The following is an 18,653-nucleotide window of genomic DNA, read 5'->3' as shown; positions in this document are numbered from 1 at the left end:
TACTTAACGCAGCACATCGCTCACTTGTGCTTTTAACTCATCACTCCACACACCTACTTGAACTTGCGCGATATGTGCTTTTTGCAATAACAGCATCACCAAGCGAGACTGACCAATGCCGCCGCCGATGGTTTGTGGCATTTCACCTGCCAATAATTGTTGGTGCCAGTCGTGAGCCAAACGGTCTTCATCTTCGGTGATTTTGAGCTGTCTTTGCAGTGATTCTGGACAAACACGAATGCCCATAGATGAAATTTCAAAGGCATCTTCTAATACCGGGTTCCATACCAAAATATCGCCGTTTAAACCTTGGTATTTATCGCAGGTGGCGGTTGACCAATCGTCATAGTCCGGGGCGCGTACATCGTGGATTTTGCCATCACCCAATTCGCCACCAATGCCGATTAAGAACACCGCGCCATATTCTTGCGCAATGGCTTTTTCACGTTGCTTAGCGCTAAAATCAGGATACATTTGGCGTAGTTCTTCACTGTGCACAAAAGTGATTTTTTCTGGCAAGAATGCGGTTAAGCCAAACTCATCTGCCACCACCTGTTGCGTTGCTTTTATCGCTTCATACAACTTTTCAACGGTTTGTTTTAAAGAACTTAGGGAGCGCTCTGATTCGCTACAGATAATTTTTTCCCAATCCCATTGGTCAACATACACTGAATGCACAGGAGAGAGTTTCTCTTCATCAGGACGTAACGCTTTCATGTGTGTATACAAGCCTTCCCCCACTGAAAAACCATAATCACCGAGCGTTTTACGCTTCCATTTTGCCAAAGAGTGCACCACTTCAAACTGTGCGTCAGGTAGTGTTTTAACCTGTACTGACACCGCTTTTTCCGTGCCGCTCAAGTTATCTTGAATACCATCACCAACTTTGGCCAAAATCGGCGCTTGGACTTCAATCAAGCCTAATTGGCTTTCTAGTTGCTGTGAAAATACTTGTTTTACACGACTGATCTGCTGCTGTGTTTGACGATATGTGCTCTTCATAATTAGGACCTCATTCCCAGTAAATTTATAACTTGTTTGCCACTTTGCTTGTTGGCTTAAATCTATCGTCAACAAAAAATGCACTAATTACAATAACCATCAATAAAAACAGCTTTAAGCTCTATTTTTCCACAAAATTTACCTATATATTTTATTGAATCATTAAAATCAATTGGAAATAGTCATGGAAAATTATCAAATCGACAATCTGGATAAATCCATTTTGCACGCCTTGATGGACAATGCCCGTACGCCGTATGCCGAATTAGCAAAAAGATTTGCCGTCAGTGCGGGGACCATTCACGTGCGTGTTGAAAAAATGAAACAAGCCGGGATCATTCAAGGTACTAAGGTCACCATTAGCGCCAAAAAATTAGGCTACGATGTTTGTTGTTTTATCGGGGTTAACTTAAAACACGCACGCGATTACCCAAGCACCATCGCACAATTACAAGAATTTGAGGAAGTAGTGGAAGCGTATTACACCACGGGGAATTACAGCATATTTATCAAAGTGATGGCTCGTACAATTGACCACCTGCAGGACGTGTTGATCAACAAAATTCAAACCATTGAAGCCATTCAATCTACGGAGACGCTTATTTCATTGCAAAACCCCATCGCAAGGGAGGTACTTCCCTAACTTGGGCATCGTGCAATAAGTGGGTATAATCGCCGCAATTTTGATTAAATGAGCAGTAACCAGATGACAGATTCGCGTTTTCATCGTGTAAAACGAGTGTTAGACAGACGCCAAACCGACCTGACCGTATGTTTAGACGAAGTACACAAACACCATAACTTATCGGCCATTGTACGTACCGCCGATGCGGTGGGCTGTCATCATGTTCATGCCGTATGGCCGCAAGAGCAACGCCGCTTAACCAATAACACCTCGGGTGGCAGTAAAAACTGGGTGGAAACCCATATGCATGGTGATATCGATACCGCCGTTGCCACCATCCGCGAGAAAAATCCGGGCATTCAATTACTGGCCACCAATCTGAGTGATGACGCCGTAGACTATCGTGACATTGATTACACCAAACCAACCGCCATCATCGTTGGCCAAGAACGTTTAGGGATCTCGGATAAAGCGCTTGCACACGCCGATAAGCACATTGTTATTCCGATGGAAGGTATGGTGCAGTCGTTAAATGTATCGGTTGCCGCCGCTTTGATCTTGTATGAAGCGCAGCGCCAAAGACAAGCCGCAGGCTTGTACGATCGCAACGATATGCTAGACGCCAAGACCAAACATACATTATTGTTTGAAGGCTGCCACCCTATTATCGCCAACCGTTGTGTTGAAAAAGGGCTGCCCTACCCTGATTTAGATGAAAATGGCGAAATTGTGGCAGACGACACCTTTTGGAATACGTTAAAGTTTAAGAAAGCGACTTAATCAGTTAAACAAGGAAGCAGTATGTCAACGCCCAGCTTGTCTCATTACCCTATTACCGAACTCAAAGGCGTAGGGCCAAAAGTCGCTGAGCGTTTGGCCAAACTCGGTATTAGCACCGTACAAGACATGCTGTTTCACCTCCCTCTTCGTTATGAAGATAGGGCCCGCACCTATGCCATTGCCGAATTAATGCCGCACAGCCATGTGAGCATTGAAGCACAAATTGAACATAGTCAGATCACCTTTGGTAAACGACGTATGCTGATCTGCCATGTAAACGATGGCACCGGTAGACTAACCTTACGCTTTTTTAATTTCAACGCGGCGCAAAAAAATGCCATGGCCACAGGCAAGATCATTCGTTGTTTTGGTGAAGTACGCCGAGGTCAAGCGGGTCTTGAAATGGCACACCCAGAATACAGCATTCGTGACTGTCACAGTGAGCCACTCGATCCCGCATTAGCCACACTCACCGCCGTTTACCCCACCACCGAAGGGTTAAAGCAGCTGAGCATTCGCGCCATCGCCAACAAGGCTCTTGCACTACTTGAAAAATATCAGTTACAAGAATACCTGCCCGAGCGCTTTCGTCCGGCAGGTTTGAGTTTAAAAGACGCAGTATTACAACTGCATAAGCCACCGCAAGATGTGGATTTATCTCAGTTAGAATTAGGCCAGCATCCCGCTCAACAACGTTTGGCATTCGAAGAATTACTGGCGCAAAATTTAAGCCTGTTGCAGCTAAGGCAAAAAGGCCAGTCAGTCAAAGCCGTGCCTTTACCACCGAGCAATACCCTTGAGCCTGAGTTTTTGGCTAACTTGCCCTTTGCGCCGACCAACGCACAAAGCCGCGTTGTGGCTGAAATTAAACAAGACTTACAACAACCCTACCCAATGATGCGCTTGGTACAGGGAGATGTTGGTTCCGGTAAAACGCTGGTGGCGGCATTGGCCTCACTCACGGCTATCGCCAAAGGATATCAAGTGGCACTGATGGCGCCTACGGAAATTCTCTCCGAGCAACATGGCATCAACTTTAGCAACTGGTTTCAAGCGCTTGGTATTGAAGTCGCTTGGCTTGGCGGCAAAACCAAAGGCAAAGAACGTACGCGTATTTTAGAAGACATTGCCAGTGGTAAAGCACAAATGGTGGTCGGTACCCATGCTCTGTTTCAACAGCAAGTAGAGTTTTTCAACCTTGCCTTGATCATCATTGACGAGCAACATCGATTTGGCGTCCACCAGCGTTTAGCATTAAGAGAAAAGGGGCAATTTAATGGCTGCTATCCACATCAACTGGTGATGACCGCCACTCCTATTCCACGCACGCTCGCGATGACTGCTTATGCGGACTTAGAAACCTCGGTTATTGACGAGTTACCACCTGGCCGTACCCCCATTACCACAGTCGCAGTGCCGGATACCCGCCGCGAACAAGTTATAAGCAGAGTGAAAAGCGCCTGCTTGGAAGACAAACGGCAAGTATATTGGGTATGTACCCTGATTGATGAATCTGAAGTACTGCAATGCCAAGCGGCGGAAGATGCCGCTGCACAGCTCAAAGAGCAGTTACCAGAACTCACCATAGGCTTAGTGCATGGACGAATGAAGGCACAGGAAAAACAAGCCATCATGAGTGCATTTAAAAATGGCGATATTCATGTGTTGGTTGCGACAACGGTCATTGAAGTCGGTGTAGATGTACCCAATGCCAGCTTAATCATCATCGAAAACCCCGAGCGTTTAGGTCTGGCGCAACTCCACCAGCTGCGTGGTCGAGTAGGTCGAGGCGCCATCGCTTCCCATTGTTTGTTACTTTATCATGCACCGCTGTCCATAACTGCACAAAAACGCCTCGGTGTGCTGCGCGATAGCAACGACGGCTTTGTCATAGCAGAACGCGATTTGGAAATAAGAGGGCCCGGTGAAGTGCTTGGTACCAAACAAACGGGGCTTGCTGAGTTTAAAGTGGCGGATTTGAACCGAGATAAAGCGCTATTGAATCAAGTGCGACCTTTAGCCATTACGCTCATGCGTGAACACAGCGAAATCGTCGAACCGCTGGTCACGCGTTGGTTAGGCACGCGCAGCGAGCTGGCCATGGCATAAACAAAAAGAGTGGATAACAATCCACTCTTCACACTTCAGCGATTACGCTTTGTAACCATTTGGGTTGTTACTTTGCCAACGCCACGTATCCGTCATCATCGCATCAATACCACGCGTTGCTTGCCAACCCAGCTCTTGCTCAGCTTTTTCTGGCGCCGCATAACATGCGGCGATATCGCCGTCACGGCGTGGTAGCACTTTGTAAGGCACAGGTTTGCCAGAAGCTTTTTCAAAAGCTTTAACCATTTCGAGCACTGAGTAGCCGTTACCCGTACCTAAGTTAAAGATGTGTGTGCCATTATTCGTCGCTAGTTTGTCGAGTGCTTTTAAGTGACCCACCGCCAAATCAACCACATGGATGTAGTCACGCACACCAGTACCATCTACCGTATCGTAATCATCACCAAATACCCCCAACTGTTCTAATTTACCGACAGCAACCTGAGAAATATAAGGCAATAAGTTATTCGGGATACCATTAGGGTCTTCACCAATACGGCCCGATTCATGAGCACCTACCGGGTTAAAGTAGCGCAAAATGGCAAATGCAAAGCGTTCATCCGACTTAGCCACATCTTGAAGCACCATTTCTACCATCAACTTTGAGCTGCCGTATGGATTGGTCGTGCCACCCACTGGGAAGTCTTCTCTGATAGGTAAGCTGGCAGGGTCGCCATACACGGTTGCTGATGAGCTAAATACCAATTTAAACACATTGGCATCGCGCATGGCATCAAGCAGCGTTAATGTGCCTTGCACATTCACTTGATAATACTCGATAGGTTTACGGACAGACTCACCCACGGCTTTGAGTCCAGCAAAGTGGATCACTTGGCTAATGTCGTAGCGCGAAAAAATATCATCCAAAAATGCTTTATCAAGAATATCACCTTGATGGAAAGCTATTTCTTTACCTGTTATATCACTTACGCGCGCGAGCGACTCCTTTGAGGCATTGCTCAAGTTATCGATCACCACGAGATCATCGCCACGCTCTAAGAGCTCCAACACGGTGTGTGAGCCAATGTAGCCTGCACCACCTGTTACAAGTATTGTCATATCGCTTCCCTATTCATTTGTCTGCGCGCTATTTTAAGAAACTTTCGCCCTTTTTTGCAGTGCAATTTACGATTTATCACAGACAAAAGCGAGTTTACCGCCGTGATAACTCAAACGAGAAATACGGGTATCACAATATGGGCTTAAATTATGCCATTGCGACACAGCTTTAGGCGCATTAATATCGCGCATATAAATACGATTTCCTATCGCATACGCGACATGCTTGTCGTCTAACCACGTGTAGTCTTGTACCCCTTTAGGCATAACAAAGTGATCGGTTACTTGCTGTGTCTTATTCGAGAAACTCGCAAACCAATGCTCTTCCCCTTTGCTATGCGTAAACGAATACACCTTTCTCTGTGGGTTATAGGCTAGTGTGCGACCTATCTCTTTTGATACTTTTTTAGGGAGGTGACCATTGAGATCTGTGTATTGCAGTGTATGCGGCTCACCTAAAATAAACATGATCAGATCTTGTTGCGCCCCCCATGCGTGATAACCAACGGGCTCAATATGATCAAAAATACGTTTTGGTTGCTTTGCTTTGTCAAACGGGTAAAACCACAATTTTTGCTTACCGTCCGGCTCAACCACAATACTCGATAACCCTTGCTCGTAGGGATATAACGTTGGCGAAAACTCAGACACCGGTGTGTTGGTCAAGTTACTGCTTTTGCCACTATCAAACTCGTAAAAGAACAAGTCAGTTTGGCTTTGCTCTCCGTCGGACACTTCTTGTGTGAAGTAAACGCCTCGCTCATCCACCAAGGGTTGATTGTGGTAACTACTATCATCTGTTAGCGGGATCACCTTGATCGAATCGGCAGCCTCAGTGGCAAGAAAAATCTGACTTTTTGGCATAGCTGCCTGAACGGGTAAGGTTGAAGCTGACAATACAGCGAGTAAAGTTGGAATAAGTGCTTTCATCGTGATCCTTGTTTTTTCTTTCATCATACCCAGTTGTATATAAAACCACAAAGCTTGCTATTCAATTCCCTTCAGGTAACATCGGATTTACACATTTTGATAGTTTACTTGCATCATAGAGGCCTGAATATGTCCCAAAAGCACCCAATTATCGCGATTACTGGTAGTTCCGGGGCTGGCACAACAACCACGACGAATGCCATTAAGCATATCTTTCGTAGTCTCAGTGCCCACGCAGCCTTTATCGAAGGCGATAGCTTTCACCGTTATACTCGTCCAGAAATGGATAAGTTGAAGCGAGAAGCTCTGCAAGAAGGTAAACACATCAGCTATTTTGGCCAAGAGGCCAATGATTTCAAAGCATTAGAAGAATTATTTAGCCGCTATGGCGAACATGGCGATGGTAAAATCCGACGTTATCTGCACACTTTTGATGACGCAGTGCCTTACAATCAGCTACCCGGTACATTCACCCCCTATCAAGATCTTGAGCCCAATACCGACGTGCTATTTTATGAAGGCCTGCATGGCGGTGTGGTCACTGAAGAACACGATGTTGCCAAGCATGTCGATTTACTCATTGGCATGGTGCCCATTATCAACCTTGAATGGATCCAAAAGCTCATTCGCGACACCAATGAGCGCGGACACTCCAGAGAAGCCGTCATGAGTTCAATTGTGCGCAGTATGGACGATTACATTAATCACATTACGCCGCAGTTTTCTCGCACTCATATCAACTTCCAGCGCGTCCCTACCGTCGATACTTCTAACCCATTTAGCGCCAAAGATATTCCATCGTTAGATGAAAGCTTTGTGGTGATCCGCTTTAGGGGCATTGAAGATGTCGATTTTCCTTATTACCTACAAATGATTGATGGCAGCTTTATGTCGCGCATGAACACGCTTGTTGTACCCGGTGGAAAAATGGGCTTGGCAATGGAGTTAGTGCTGACACCGCTCATTAAAGATTTGCTCGTGAAAAAGCGTGCACTTGAAAATATGGCCCCTGTTGACTTGCCCATATAATCAATGGTTATTTAACTTGCTTGCCATACACTGGCAAATTAAACTGACTCCCTTATTTTTGCCGAAGTAGGGAGTTTTGCTATGGCAACCGCAGCGAATTTAAAAGTACTGGTTGGGTCACAAAACCCAGTTAAAATCAGTGCAGCAAAAAGCGTCATGGAACGCTACTTTCCTGAACATCACATTGATTGCCAAGGGCTCCACGCCCCAAGTGGCGTGCCAGATCAACCACTGGGTGAAGATGAGACCCGCATTGGCGCGCAAAACCGCGTTGAATATCTGCAAGCCCATCATCAAGCTGATTTTTATTGCGCAATGGAAGGTGGAGCCCACCAATTTAGCTATGGCCCAGCCACCTTTGCGTATGTGGTGATAGCCGATGCCAAGTACACCAGTGTTAATCGCAGTAGTAATTTACCGCTCCCGCAGCACCTGTATGATGCACTCATCGCGGGGGAAGAACTTGGCCCCGTCATGGACCGCGCTTTTAATACCAAGAACATTAAACAAAAAGGTGGCGCGATTGGCTTACTGACTAATCATGTTGCGACTCGTGAGAGCACCTACACACAAGCGCTCACTTTAGCAATGGCGCCTTTTTTACACCCGCATTTATTTACCAAACAAAAAGTTAGCGATGAAGTATAGCCACATATTATTTGATGCCGATGAAACCTTATTCAGCTTTAATGCCTATTTGGGATTGAAAACTCTATTAGCCCAGTATGGCGTTGAATTTACTGAGCAAGATCATCAAGAGTATCAACAAGTCAACGCGCCATTGTGGCTTGATTACCAAGCGGGTCGTATTGATGCTCAAACACTGCAAGTCACCCGTTTTGCCAAATGGGCTGAGCGCCTGCAAGTCCCTGCGAGCACTTTAAATGCAGGCTTTTTAGAATCGATGGCCAGCATTTGTGAACCGCTCCCCGGCACACGTGCGCTGTTGGCGCATTTAAAAGGTAAAGCAACCCTTGGCATTATCACCAATGGTTTTGCGGCACTGCAAGAAAAACGCCTCGCGCACACCGGCTTACAAGATTGCTTTGACTGTTTAGTGATCTCTGAATTAGTCGGTACCGCAAAGCCGGACCCATACATATTCGCCCATACTTTGTCCTTGTTGGGTAATCCAAATAAAAGCAAAGTATTGATGGTTGGCGACACGCCAAGCAGTGATATTTTAGGTGCCAATAATTTTGGCATTGATAGCTGTTGGTTACAACACCCCGGAAAAACGTGCCCTGACGATATTCACCCCACCTATACCGTGCAAAATCTGGCTGAGTTAGAGGCTATTCTAGGTACCAATCACTAAGATGCCTAAGCTCGAATAACAAACAAAAAAGCGCAGACTCGCTGCGCTTTTTACATCGAAACCGATTGACTAACTGGTTTATAACGCACTACGCTGACGCAGTACCTCAAACAGGCAGATGCCCGTTGCCACCGACACGTTCAAACTCGACACCGTACCAACCATCGGGATTTTCACCAGTACGTCACAATGCTCGCGTGTTAAGCGGCGCATGCCATCGCCTTCCGCACCCATTACAATCGCAATTGGACCTGTCAGGCTTGCATCGAATATACCCGTGTCAGTCTCACCCGCAGTACCCGCAACCCAAACACCCGCTTCTTTAATATCACGTAATGTACGAGCAAGGTTGGTCACCTGAATCAGCGGTACTGTTTCAGCAGCGCCACAGGCTACTTTACGCGCCGTGCCATTGAGTTTGGCCGACTTGTCTTTTGGCACAATCACCGCATGCACCCCCGCAGCATCAGCACTGCGTAAACACGCGCCCAAGTTATGTGGGTCTGTTACACCATCCAATACTAAGAAGAATGGGCTGGTTTCACGCGCTAAGATCTCGTCCAGATCACGTTCATTGTAAGTTCTGGCCGCTTTAACGTTGGCAATAATACCTTGGTGCTGTTCGCCATTGGCTTTGTTGTCCAGCGCCTTACGCTGCATAAACTGCACCGAAATACCAAATTTGCGAGCTTCATTGATCACCGGATTCAAGCGTTTATCTTCGCGGCCTTTTAGCGCATAAATCTCTAAAAAGCGCTCAGGCTCTTTCGCCAAAATGGCTTCGATACTATGAAATCCAAAAATTAATTCATTACTCACTGTTATTGCGCTCCAGAGCTACTTTTGTTGCGTTTTCGGGCATTTTTGCCAGGTCGTTTGGCTTTTACTGTCTTACCCTTTGTCTTTGCTGGACCTTTGCCAGCCCCCGCTTTTTTCAATTTACCTTTCGGGGTCGTGGTTTTGCCTTTCTTCTTAGGCTTGTGTTCTTCTCTTTTTTCCCCGCGCTCAGCCTCTTTTTTACCCGGTATTTTACCCGCTTGTAATTGTGCACGTACACTTTGTGGTGCAGGCCTTGATTCTGCTTTAAATGACTTATTACGACGCCTTGCGTATCTGTCTGGCAATTGTTCACCTGCCATTGCCAAATTAATACGGCGCTCATCCAAGCTCACAGAAGCGACCACGACTTTGAGTTTGTCGCCTAAACGATAAATTTGACGACTATGTTCACCAATCAAGCAGTGTTTAGCGCCATCAAAATGGAAATACTCTTGGCCAAGGCTAGAAATATGGATCATGCCGTCAATTTGCAAGTCATCTAAACGTACAAATAAACCAAAGTTCGTGACCGATGAGACCACACCACTGAACTCGTCACCCACATGATCTTGCATAAACTCACACTTGAGCCAATCGGCAACTTCTCGAGTGGCATCATCAGCACGACGTTCTGTTGTCGAACACTGCTCACCAAGTTGGTCAACTTCGTCAGTATCATACACATACGCACCCGATGTTTTTTGACCCTGGGTATTTAAAATGCCTTTGATAGCTCTATGTACCACCAAATCAGGGTAACGACGTATCGGCGACGTAAAGTGCGCGTAGGCATCAAGCGCAAGACCATAGTGACCAATGTTATCTGGCTGATAGACCGCTTGTTTCATCGAACGCAGTAACATAGTTTGAATAAGCTCTTGTTCTGGTCGCTCACCCAATGAATTGAGTGCCGCAGTTAGCTCAAGTGGTGACGGATCGTTTGGCAATAAGCTCTCAATCCCTAAGTCATTCAAAAACTGTCTAAAGTGGCTGAGCTTTTCTTGGTCCGGCTCATCATGCACACGATACAAGGCACTGGCTTCATGCTTTTCAAGTAGTTTTGCGGCAGACACGTTGGCTAAGATCATACACTCTTCAATGAGCTTATGCGCGTCGTTGCGCACCAGTGGCACAATCGATTCAATCTTGCGGTGAGCATTAAACACAAAGCGCGTTTCAACCGTTTCAAACTCAATCGCACCACGGGTTTGTCTTGCAGACTTCAGCGCCATATACATTTGCTGTAAATCGGTTAAATGCGGCACTAGCTCACTATACTGCTCGCGTAGCTGCTCATCCCCTTGCAAAATGGCGTGTACTTTGGTGTAAGTCAAACGCGCATGGGAGTTCATCACGGCTTCATAAAAACGATAACCCGACAAGCGTCCCGCGTCAGATACGGTCATTTCCGCCACCATACACAAGCGATCAACCTGCGGATTTAACGAACATAAGCCGTTTGACAGCACCTTAGGTAGCATAGGGATCACTTGCTCGGGGAAATACACCGAGTTACCGCGTTCAATCGCTTCTCTATCTAGCGGACTTCCCTTTGGCACGTAATGAGAAACATCGGCGATGGCAACCCATAAACGCCAGCCACCCGATTTTTTGCGCTCACAAAATACTGCGTCATCAAAATCGCGCGCGTCTTCCCCATCAATAGTCACTAGAGGTAAGTCACGTAAATCAACACGCCCTTGCTTATCGGCTTCTTCCACTTCTTCGCCATGGCTAGAGACTTGTGCAAGTACAGCTTCGGGCCAAATATGCGGAATATCATGATTACGCAGCGCAACTTCAATTTCCATGCCTGGGGCCATATGCTCACCCAGCACTTCGGTCACACGGCCGACTGCATTCATTTGTCGACTTGGGCTTTGCGTGATCTGCACTTGCACCATTTGATTATGACGCGCGCCGTTTTCACTGCCAGGCAGAATAATAATATCTTGGGTGATACGCGGGTCTTCTGGCACCACTACGGCCGTACCGTACTCGACAAAGTAGCGTCCAACCAATGGTGCACGCTCATTTTCTAACACCCGTACGATGCGGGCTTCAACTTTACCACCCGAGCCTCGACTGGCTGCCTTTGCCAGTACAACATCACCGTGCAACACACCGCTCATTTGGTGTTTAGCGATAAACCAATCTTTTGCTTCACCTTCAACCGCTAAAAAGCCAAAACCATCTCGATGACCAATTACCCGACCTTTCACCAAACCATCATCTGTTGGGATCACGTAACGTTTAAATTTATTAAAGTGCAGTTGTCCGTCACGCTCCATGGCGCGCAAACGACGCTTAAACGCCACTTGACGTTCATCGTCTAACACATTGAGGCTATTACAGAGTTGACTAAAAGTAGTCGCTTTGTCGGCAGATTTAATATGCTCTAAAATAAATTCGCGACTGGGTACTGGGTTTTCGTATTTGTCTTGTTCTCGACTGAGATAAGGATCCTGTTTTGACATTCACTAGCTTGTTAATTGAGTTATGTTGTTATTTTAACCCAAAACCCGATAATGAGACAGCTACCACAGGTGAAAGTTTTATTTAGCATTTTGGACAGCCGATTTTAGACCACCAAATAACCAAAGGTTCCAACGCACAAGTTTCGGTGGCCAATAACAACATGCTACACTGGCATTCTTAAAAACGATAATAAAGTAACCCATGCGAGCAGAACAAACCTCCCTTTTGTACCTTCACATTGCTGTATTGCTTTTTGGTGGTACCGCTCTATTTTCAAAACTGATTAATTTAAGCGCATTGGATATTACGGTATACCGTACTGCCGTCGCTTTTGTGGTACTCGCCGGGTTGCTCAAATTGACAGGTAAGCAACTGCGTTTACAACGAAGCAAAGATTACTTTATTGCGGTGATGCTTGGCGTGGTGGTTGGCTTGCATTGGGTAACCTATTTCGCTGGCATGCAAATGGCGGGTATTGCCACCGGGATCATTGCTTTTTTCACTTACCCCGTCATCACCGTTTTTCTAGAACCTCTATTCACCAAACACAAGATTAAAAGCAAAGATATTGTCAGCGCTGTGGTTGTTTTGTTTGGCATCTACCTGCTCATTCCTGAGGCGAATTTGGGCAATCAAGTGACTTTAGGCGTGGTTACCGGGATCTTTTCTGGGGCGCTATTTTCACTGCGTAACTTACTACAAAAACAGTACTTTTCCAGTTATAGCGGGCCACATACGATGTTTTATCAAACGCTCACTGCTTGCGTTATGCTGGCTTTGTTTGTTGAGGTGCCCCCAGCACAATTACCCGAGCAAGATATTTACTATATCTTGTTAGCAGGTGCTGTATTTACCGCCATTCCTCATGCATTATTTGCCAGCAGTTTAAAACATTTGTCGGCAACCACCGCGGGATTAATTTCTTGTTTGCAACCCTTGTATGGGACGCTGTTGGCCATTATGCTGTTGGCAGAAAAACCAAACTTTATGACCTTAGTTGGTGGCACACTGGTGATCAGTGCAGCTTGTTTTGAAACTTGGTCTATCACAAGGAAAAAGCCCAATGCTAGTATTCGCGCATCGAGGTGCCAGCGGTAATTACCCTGAAAATACTCTGAGTGCTATTCGTGCTGCTTTACAAGCAGATGTTGATGGAATTGAACTAGATGTACAAAGTTGTGCCGATGACTACGTCATTGTGCACGATACTTGGCTCGATAGAACAACCAATGGCTCCGGCAAGGTCAACCAAACCAGCTTACAAAAAATCCAATCTTTAGATGCTGGGAATGGAGAAATTGTTCCTAATTTACAGCAAGTATTTGATGAAATTGGTACACAAACCTTAATTAATCTAGAGCTAAAGCATACCTTTGGACTCGATCAGTTTGTCGCCACCATTGAGCAAAACGTGCAACAAGGTAAAATTCAGCGCGAACAACTGCTCGTATCCTCATTCGACCATCACCAACTCGTCTGGCTAAAGCAAAACATGCCATGGGTTAAGATCGGCGCCCTGACTGGGTCTATTCCTTTGCACTATGCTGAGTTTGCGCAACGTTTGCACGCCTACAGCATCCACATAGATAAAAACTTTATAAATCATCAATTTGTAAATGACGCCAAACAGCGCGGATTAAAGGTTTTTGTTTATACGGTCGATAAACAACAAGATATAGAAGATATGCAAGCATTGGGTGTGGATGGCATTTTTAGTAATTTTCCATGTTACGCAAGAATGATTTTATCCCGTTCTTAGCATATATTATTGATTAAAGAAGTATTTATGTTTTTACCTGTTGCTACTCGATATGCGGTCTAGTCAAGGATGCAGCGTCTTTCAAGAGGACAAACATGGATAACCAAAAACCAACAACGAGTCTTTACATGGGTTTATATAATCAAATAGAACAAAGCTTTTTTTATACGCTATCTCGAAAAATTTTCGGTAATTTAAGTTTCGTTTTTTCATTTCAAGTCGTCACGCTTATTTGGTTGTATTACGAATTAGATGCTAACAACGCCAGCATGGGGCTGTTTTGGTTAATGGCGCTAGGTGCAGTGGCAGGTTTTGTATTTACTTTATTTTATATGCGCTTTCTAATTGTTAGACCGGTTAGAGCGATGCGCGATAGTTTGCAGCAAGCAAACCGCCAAGACGGCAATCTCAATGCCACCTTGCCTAAGTTTACCTACGACGAATTCAGAGAACTGAGCGAACAGTACAATACCTTTACCCAGCATTTGCGCCAATTATTAGCAAACACCTATGAAGGTGCACAAACTGCCGCCACCAGCAACTACCAAGTCACGCACTCAATGCAACAAACAGCCGACTTTGGTGCGCAGCAAATCAACATGAGCGATTCCATCATAGCGGCCAGTGACCAAGTGACGCATAGTTTGCAAAGCATTGTGGCCAATACCGATCAGGTGTACCAAGCGAATACGGAAAGTTTGCATTTTGTTCGCGGCTCATCGCAATCATTAAGCACTCTGGTTGATGAGGTTAAGCAAATCACCGTGCTATTGGGTAACTTCTCAACAACCGTATCTGGGTTAAAAGAAAACAGCGAAAACATCCGCAGCATCCTTAAAATGGTGGAAGAGTTTTCCGATCAAACTAATTTGCTGGCGCTCAATGCTGCCATTGAAGCAGCCCGAGCGGGTGAAGCGGGTCGAGGCTTTGCGGTGGTGGCTGACGAAGTACGCAGCCTATCGGTCAAGGTCAATGATGCCACTCGACAGATCAGCGACTTTATCAATCAAATGAATAGCTTAGTGGGAGAAACCCATCGCGAGTCTGAGCAACTCATTAGCCACTCGGAATCCGCAGAGCAAGCGATCAGTAAAACATCGCAAGGTTTTTCGGATATTAGCCATGATTTTGAGCGCAATCAGGCTCAATTAGAACAAATCGCCAGTGCGGTGCACCAACTTGAATCAACACAAGCCCATACCCATGAAGCGGTTCAACAAATTGTTACGCTGGCACAACAGGCTAAAACGCAAATTGATGCCGCACTGCATGACTGCCAAAAAGCACAGCAACTGACCGAAACCACACAAAAAGAGCTACAGCGCTTCGTTTGAGCCAATGGACGCGAGTACTAAGCTCGCGTCACATCAAAAGCAATAACCTCGGATAGGCGTGTTTTATCGAGTGCCAGCATGATCAGCCTGTCCACTCCCAAAGCAACACCGGCGCACGATGGCAATCCATGCGCTAATGCATCTAAAAATCGCGTATCAACCGCAACAGGATTTAATCCCATTTCAGCGCGCAGGGCATTATCGTCAGCAAAACGCTGCGCTTGCTCTTTGGCATCTGTTAGCTCGTTAAAACCATTGGCCAGCTCCATGCCTTTAAAGTACAACTCAAATCGTCCTGCTACACGGGGATCGTCTTGGTTAAGTTGCGCCAAGGCCGCTTGTGACGCAGGAAAATGGTAAACGAAGCAAGGTGATGCAAGACCGATTTTAGGCTCTATTTGCATACAAAACAGCAGTTGCAATAAAGTGTCTTTGTTCGTTTCTTCACGCGCAATATCTTCATAGCCATAGTTACTCGCAACAACCTTAAGTTCTTCAAGATTGACTGTAAGCGGATCAACATTCAGTACGTCCAAAAAGACTTGTTGATATGAAATACGTGTACATGGAGGGCAAGCGAGCAATGTTTGCAGCAATTGCTCAATTTCATCCATCAAGGCAAATTCATCAAACCCAGGGCGATACCACTCCAGCATGGTAAATTCAGGATTGTGATGACGACCAGACTCTTCATTACGAAATGCCTTTGCAAGCTGATATATCGGCCCACTGCCTGCCGCAAGTAAGCGTTTCATGGCAAACTCGGGGGAGGTTTGTAGATAAAGGTCTAGCCCCTCTTGATTGCCCGGCCCCACAAAACGCGTTTTAAAACTCGCTAAATGCACGTCGGTGACACTGGCTGCACATAAACTCGGGGTTTCCACCTCAACCACCTCGCGCTGTGCAAAAAAGGCGCGGATCTTTGCCAAGATTTTTGCCCGTTGTTTTAATGTTTCGATATCGGCGCTCGGTGCCCAAAGTTGCTCTGACATGATAGTTCTCTTGAAAAATAAAGTACTGCTCAAACAAAAATCCCAGCAATAAGCTGGGATTTTCAATGATGCTGCCCAACCAGTGAGCACATACATGTGTATTATTTTACACGGCTCACGTATTCGCCTGAACGCGTATCAACACGGATCACTTCGCCAATTTGTACGAATAGTGGTACACGTACCACAGCACCAGTGCTTAATGTTGCAGGTTTACCGCCTGTACCCGCCGTATCACCCTTAAGGCCAGGATCTGTTTCTGTGATCTCAAGCTCTACAAAGTTAGGTGGTGTTACCGCAATTGGGTTGCCATTCCACAACGTAATGGTACATACGTCGTTTTCAACTAACCATTTTACGTTATCGCCTACCGCTTTTTCATCTGCCGCGATTTGTTCAAACGTCTCATTGTTCATGAAGTGCCAGAACTCACCGTCTGTGTATAAGTATGCTAAATCCGTATCGATTACATCAGCGCCTTCAACTGAGTCGCCTGACTTAAATGTTTTCTCTAACACTTTACCAGAGATCAATTTGCGGATCTTAACGCGGTTAAAAGCTTGGCCTTTACCCGGTTTAACCATTTCATTTTCTAAGATGGCACAAGGTTCGCCATCTAACATAATTTTTAAGCCGCCCTTGAACTCGTTGGTGCTATAATTCGCCATCGTATCCTCTAATCATCTTTTATCGAGTAATAAACCTGCTAATGATACAAACAAATGAAGTAAATTTGCATAGTAACTGGCAAAAAGAATTGGCAAATGTTGTAACTTGTCCAAAAACTTTACTCAATATGTTGGGTTTAGACGGCCATTTTGACACAAAAGACCTTGAAGCAAGACGTTTATTTCCCGTTCGCGTGCCTCAAGCCTTTATCAAAAAAATGCGTTATGGCGATCCCAACGACCCACTGTTGCGTCAAGTGATGCCAGTCCATCAAGAGTTTTTAGCCAAAGCAGGTTTTAACAAAGACCCATTACAAGAGCAACAAAGTGCGCAACCGGGTTTGTTACATAAGTACCGTTCTCGCATCCTGGTGATGCTCAAAACAGGCTGTGCGGTCAATTGCAGATATTGTTTTCGCCGTCACTTCCCGTATCAAGAAAATCAACTAAATAAGCGTGCTTTGCTCGATGTGGTTGATTACATCAAGCAACATCCGCAGATCAATGAAGTGATTTTGAGCGGTGGCGACCCACTAATGGCCAAAGATGATGCCATCGCCTGGCTGCTGGACCAACTTGAGCCACTGGTGCAGTTAAAACGTTTAAGAATTCATAGCCGCTTACCTGTGGTTATGCCATCCAGAATCACTGATGCACTGTGTGCTCGTTTAGCTGCAAGCCGTTTAAAAATCATTTTGGTCAATCACATCAACCACGCCAATGAAATTGATGACGTATTCAGCGAAGCTATGGGCATGTTAAAACAAGCTAACGTGACCTTGCTTAACCAAGCGGTATTATTGAAAGATATTAACGATACCGTTGAAGCCCAAGTTGCTTTGAGCGAAGCACTCTTTGACGCGGACATCTTGCCGTATTACTTGCATTTACTTGATAAGGTAGAAGGGGCGAGTCATTTTGATATTTCAACGGCACAAGCACAGTCGCTGATGGCCGACATGCTCACTGAGTTGCCAGGTTTTTTAGTACCCAAATTGGTGAGAGAAATCGGTGGCAAAACAAGTAAGACACCGATTGATTTACAGCTAGAGTAAACAATACATCAATACAACCGAGGTTATACGTAAACGTTGATATTGTTACCCAAACTTGCTGTGGTTGATTTTGCGGGACTTTGTGCTGCTGCACTACTCCCAGCGGCTTCAATCAAAGCAAGGGCAGCTTTCCCATCTGCTTGCTGTTGCTTTTTGGCTAAAGAAGCGCTGTAAACCTCGCCACTTGAGCCTGCACCAGACATCACAGGTAGGTTATTTCCGGAAATATTCATAAGCGTTACCTGACTTTTTAAATGAATCCAAGTAGACTATCGGCCGTTTTAGCAATAACTTTAGGAAAAATATGCACACCATCATTGAAAAATTGAATGAAAACCTAAAAGTTGTTTATCGTCAGTCACTTGATGCTGATAAAAAATTAGACGAACTACAGCAGCAAGGTCATGGCAAATTTAAGGCACTATTTACCGAAGAAGCAGGCTTTGATTTTGAAGCAAAGCGCTTCAAACCTTATGTGCTGGATGTGGCTGCAAACGTTAAAACACTTAGTGACAGTGAGCAGCTAGATGAGCTGTTACTAAAAACAACCGTTCAAAAACTACAGCATTTGTTGCAGTTACTCGCTACGTTTAAGTAATAATTCGAACAGCGCATGGGCTAATAAATACCAAAAAGCTCTATGCGCTAAATACCACATAAGCTTAATAAAACTCATCACCAAGTTTTATCCTTTCT

General features: G+C 45.5%; 19 protein-coding genes. 11 read left to right on the top strand and 8 right to left on the bottom strand.

Annotation, left to right across the window (positions count from 1 at the left end; all coding sequences use genetic code 11):
- Positions 1-3 precede the first annotated feature (3 nt).
- On the bottom strand, positions 4-1,002 hold the full coding sequence (gene asnA / locus AC5FX4_RS04525; protein ID WP_493605294.1) for an aspartate--ammonia ligase: 999 nt from the start codon (positions 1,000-1,002) through the stop codon (positions 4-6).
- Between the two features lie 184 nt (positions 1,003-1,186).
- Here asnA and asnC point away from each other — a divergent pair, with 184 nt between their 5' ends.
- From asnC to recG, 3 genes are all read left to right on the top strand, one after another.
- Positions 1,187-1,645, top strand: coding sequence for a transcriptional regulator AsnC (gene asnC / locus AC5FX4_RS04520; protein ID WP_152087173.1), 459 nt, complete (start codon positions 1,187-1,189; stop codon positions 1,643-1,645).
- A gap of 63 nt (positions 1,646-1,708) precedes the next feature.
- Positions 1,709-2,407: a tRNA (guanosine(18)-2'-O)-methyltransferase TrmH gene (trmH, locus tag AC5FX4_RS04515; protein WP_493605293.1), complete on the top strand. Its 699-nt coding sequence runs from the start codon at positions 1,709-1,711 to the stop codon at positions 2,405-2,407.
- Positions 2,408-2,428: 21 nt separating this feature from the next.
- Entirely contained in the window at positions 2,429-4,516 is a 2,088-nt protein-coding gene (gene recG, locus AC5FX4_RS04510; RefSeq protein ID WP_493605292.1) for an ATP-dependent DNA helicase RecG, read from the top strand.
- A 42-nt stretch (positions 4,517-4,558) separates the two neighbouring features.
- On the opposite strand, the gene galE is transcribed toward recG, so the two are convergent.
- Together galE and AC5FX4_RS04500 are read right to left on the bottom strand one after the other, a co-directional pair.
- On the bottom strand, positions 4,559-5,575 hold the full coding sequence (gene galE / locus AC5FX4_RS04505) for a UDP-glucose 4-epimerase GalE (protein WP_493605291.1): 1,017 nt from the start codon (positions 5,573-5,575) through the stop codon (positions 4,559-4,561).
- 66 nt (positions 5,576-5,641) lie between these two features.
- Positions 5,642-6,532: a hypothetical protein gene (locus AC5FX4_RS04500; protein WP_493605290.1), complete on the bottom strand. Its 891-nt coding sequence runs from the start codon at positions 6,530-6,532 to the stop codon at positions 5,642-5,644.
- A gap of 102 nt (positions 6,533-6,634) precedes the next feature.
- Between AC5FX4_RS04500 and AC5FX4_RS04495 the strand changes: the two genes are divergently transcribed.
- The 3 genes from AC5FX4_RS04495 (at position 6,635) to yjjG (ending at position 8,852) form a co-directional block, all read left to right on the top strand.
- Positions 6,635-7,534, top strand: coding sequence for a phosphoribulokinase (locus AC5FX4_RS04495; protein WP_493605289.1), 900 nt, complete (start codon positions 6,635-6,637; stop codon positions 7,532-7,534).
- 81 nt (positions 7,535-7,615) lie between these two features.
- The gene (yjjX, locus tag AC5FX4_RS04490; RefSeq protein WP_493605288.1) at positions 7,616-8,182 is read left to right on the top strand and encodes an inosine/xanthosine triphosphatase; all 567 of its coding nucleotides are present in this window, start codon (positions 7,616-7,618) and stop codon (positions 8,180-8,182) included.
- Positions 8,172-8,852, top strand: a complete 681-nt coding sequence (gene yjjG / locus AC5FX4_RS04485; protein ID WP_493605287.1) for a pyrimidine 5'-nucleotidase — start codon at positions 8,172-8,174, stop codon at positions 8,850-8,852. Before yjjX ends, yjjG begins: the two co-directional genes overlap by 11 nt.
- Before the next feature lie 78 nt (positions 8,853-8,930).
- On the opposite strand, the gene rlmB is transcribed toward yjjG, so the two are convergent.
- Both rlmB and rnr read right to left on the bottom strand, forming a co-directional pair.
- Positions 8,931-9,671, bottom strand: coding sequence for a 23S rRNA (guanosine(2251)-2'-O)-methyltransferase RlmB (gene rlmB / locus AC5FX4_RS04480; protein WP_493605286.1), 741 nt, complete (start codon positions 9,669-9,671; stop codon positions 8,931-8,933).
- 2 nt (positions 9,672-9,673) lie between these two features.
- On the bottom strand, positions 9,674-12,148 hold the full coding sequence (gene rnr / locus AC5FX4_RS04475; protein WP_493605285.1) for a ribonuclease R: 2,475 nt from the start codon (positions 12,146-12,148) through the stop codon (positions 9,674-9,676).
- 202 nt (positions 12,149-12,350) lie between these two features.
- Between rnr and AC5FX4_RS04470 the strand changes: the two genes are divergently transcribed.
- The 3 genes from AC5FX4_RS04470 (at position 12,351) to AC5FX4_RS04460 (ending at position 15,242) form a co-directional block, all read left to right on the top strand.
- Positions 12,351-13,247: a DMT family transporter gene (locus AC5FX4_RS04470; RefSeq protein WP_493605284.1), complete on the top strand. Its 897-nt coding sequence runs from the start codon at positions 12,351-12,353 to the stop codon at positions 13,245-13,247.
- On the top strand, positions 13,213-13,908 hold the full coding sequence (locus tag AC5FX4_RS04465) for a glycerophosphodiester phosphodiesterase (RefSeq protein ID WP_493605283.1): 696 nt from the start codon (positions 13,213-13,215) through the stop codon (positions 13,906-13,908). The genes AC5FX4_RS04470 and AC5FX4_RS04465 overlap by 35 nt, the downstream gene beginning before the upstream one ends.
- A gap of 128 nt (positions 13,909-14,036) precedes the next feature.
- Positions 14,037-15,242: a methyl-accepting chemotaxis protein gene (locus AC5FX4_RS04460; RefSeq protein WP_493607771.1), complete on the top strand. Its 1,206-nt coding sequence runs from the start codon at positions 14,037-14,039 to the stop codon at positions 15,240-15,242.
- A 17-nt stretch (positions 15,243-15,259) separates the two neighbouring features.
- On the opposite strand, the gene epmA is transcribed toward AC5FX4_RS04460, so the two are convergent.
- Together epmA and efp are read right to left on the bottom strand one after the other, a co-directional pair.
- Entirely contained in the window at positions 15,260-16,234 is a 975-nt protein-coding gene (epmA, locus tag AC5FX4_RS04455) for an elongation factor P--(R)-beta-lysine ligase (RefSeq protein ID WP_493605282.1), read from the bottom strand.
- A 101-nt stretch (positions 16,235-16,335) separates the two neighbouring features.
- Complete coding sequence (gene efp, locus AC5FX4_RS04450; protein ID WP_493605281.1) at positions 16,336-16,902, bottom strand: elongation factor P; 567 nt, start codon at positions 16,900-16,902, stop codon at positions 16,336-16,338.
- 41 nt (positions 16,903-16,943) lie between these two features.
- Here efp and epmB point away from each other — a divergent pair, with 41 nt between their 5' ends.
- A complete protein-coding gene (gene epmB, locus AC5FX4_RS04445) occupies positions 16,944-17,957 on the top strand; it encodes an EF-P beta-lysylation protein EpmB (RefSeq protein WP_493605280.1) in 1,014 nt (337 codons plus the stop codon).
- 23 nt (positions 17,958-17,980) lie between these two features.
- Here epmB and AC5FX4_RS04440 read toward each other — a convergent pair whose 3' ends face one another.
- Positions 17,981-18,190, bottom strand: a complete 210-nt coding sequence (locus AC5FX4_RS04440) for a hypothetical protein (RefSeq protein WP_070991099.1) — start codon at positions 18,188-18,190, stop codon at positions 17,981-17,983.
- A gap of 71 nt (positions 18,191-18,261) precedes the next feature.
- Between AC5FX4_RS04440 and AC5FX4_RS04435 the strand changes: the two genes are divergently transcribed.
- The gene (locus AC5FX4_RS04435) at positions 18,262-18,555 is read left to right on the top strand and encodes a prephenate dehydrogenase (protein ID WP_493605279.1); all 294 of its coding nucleotides are present in this window, start codon (positions 18,262-18,264) and stop codon (positions 18,553-18,555) included.
- The last annotated feature ends 98 nt before the right edge of the window (positions 18,556-18,653 follow it).

The organism is Pseudoalteromonas sp. ATL1 (genome assembly GCF_058933015.1).
The sequence above is the reverse complement of the archived record's forward strand: the minus strand, read 5'-3'. Positions and strand labels throughout refer to the sequence as shown.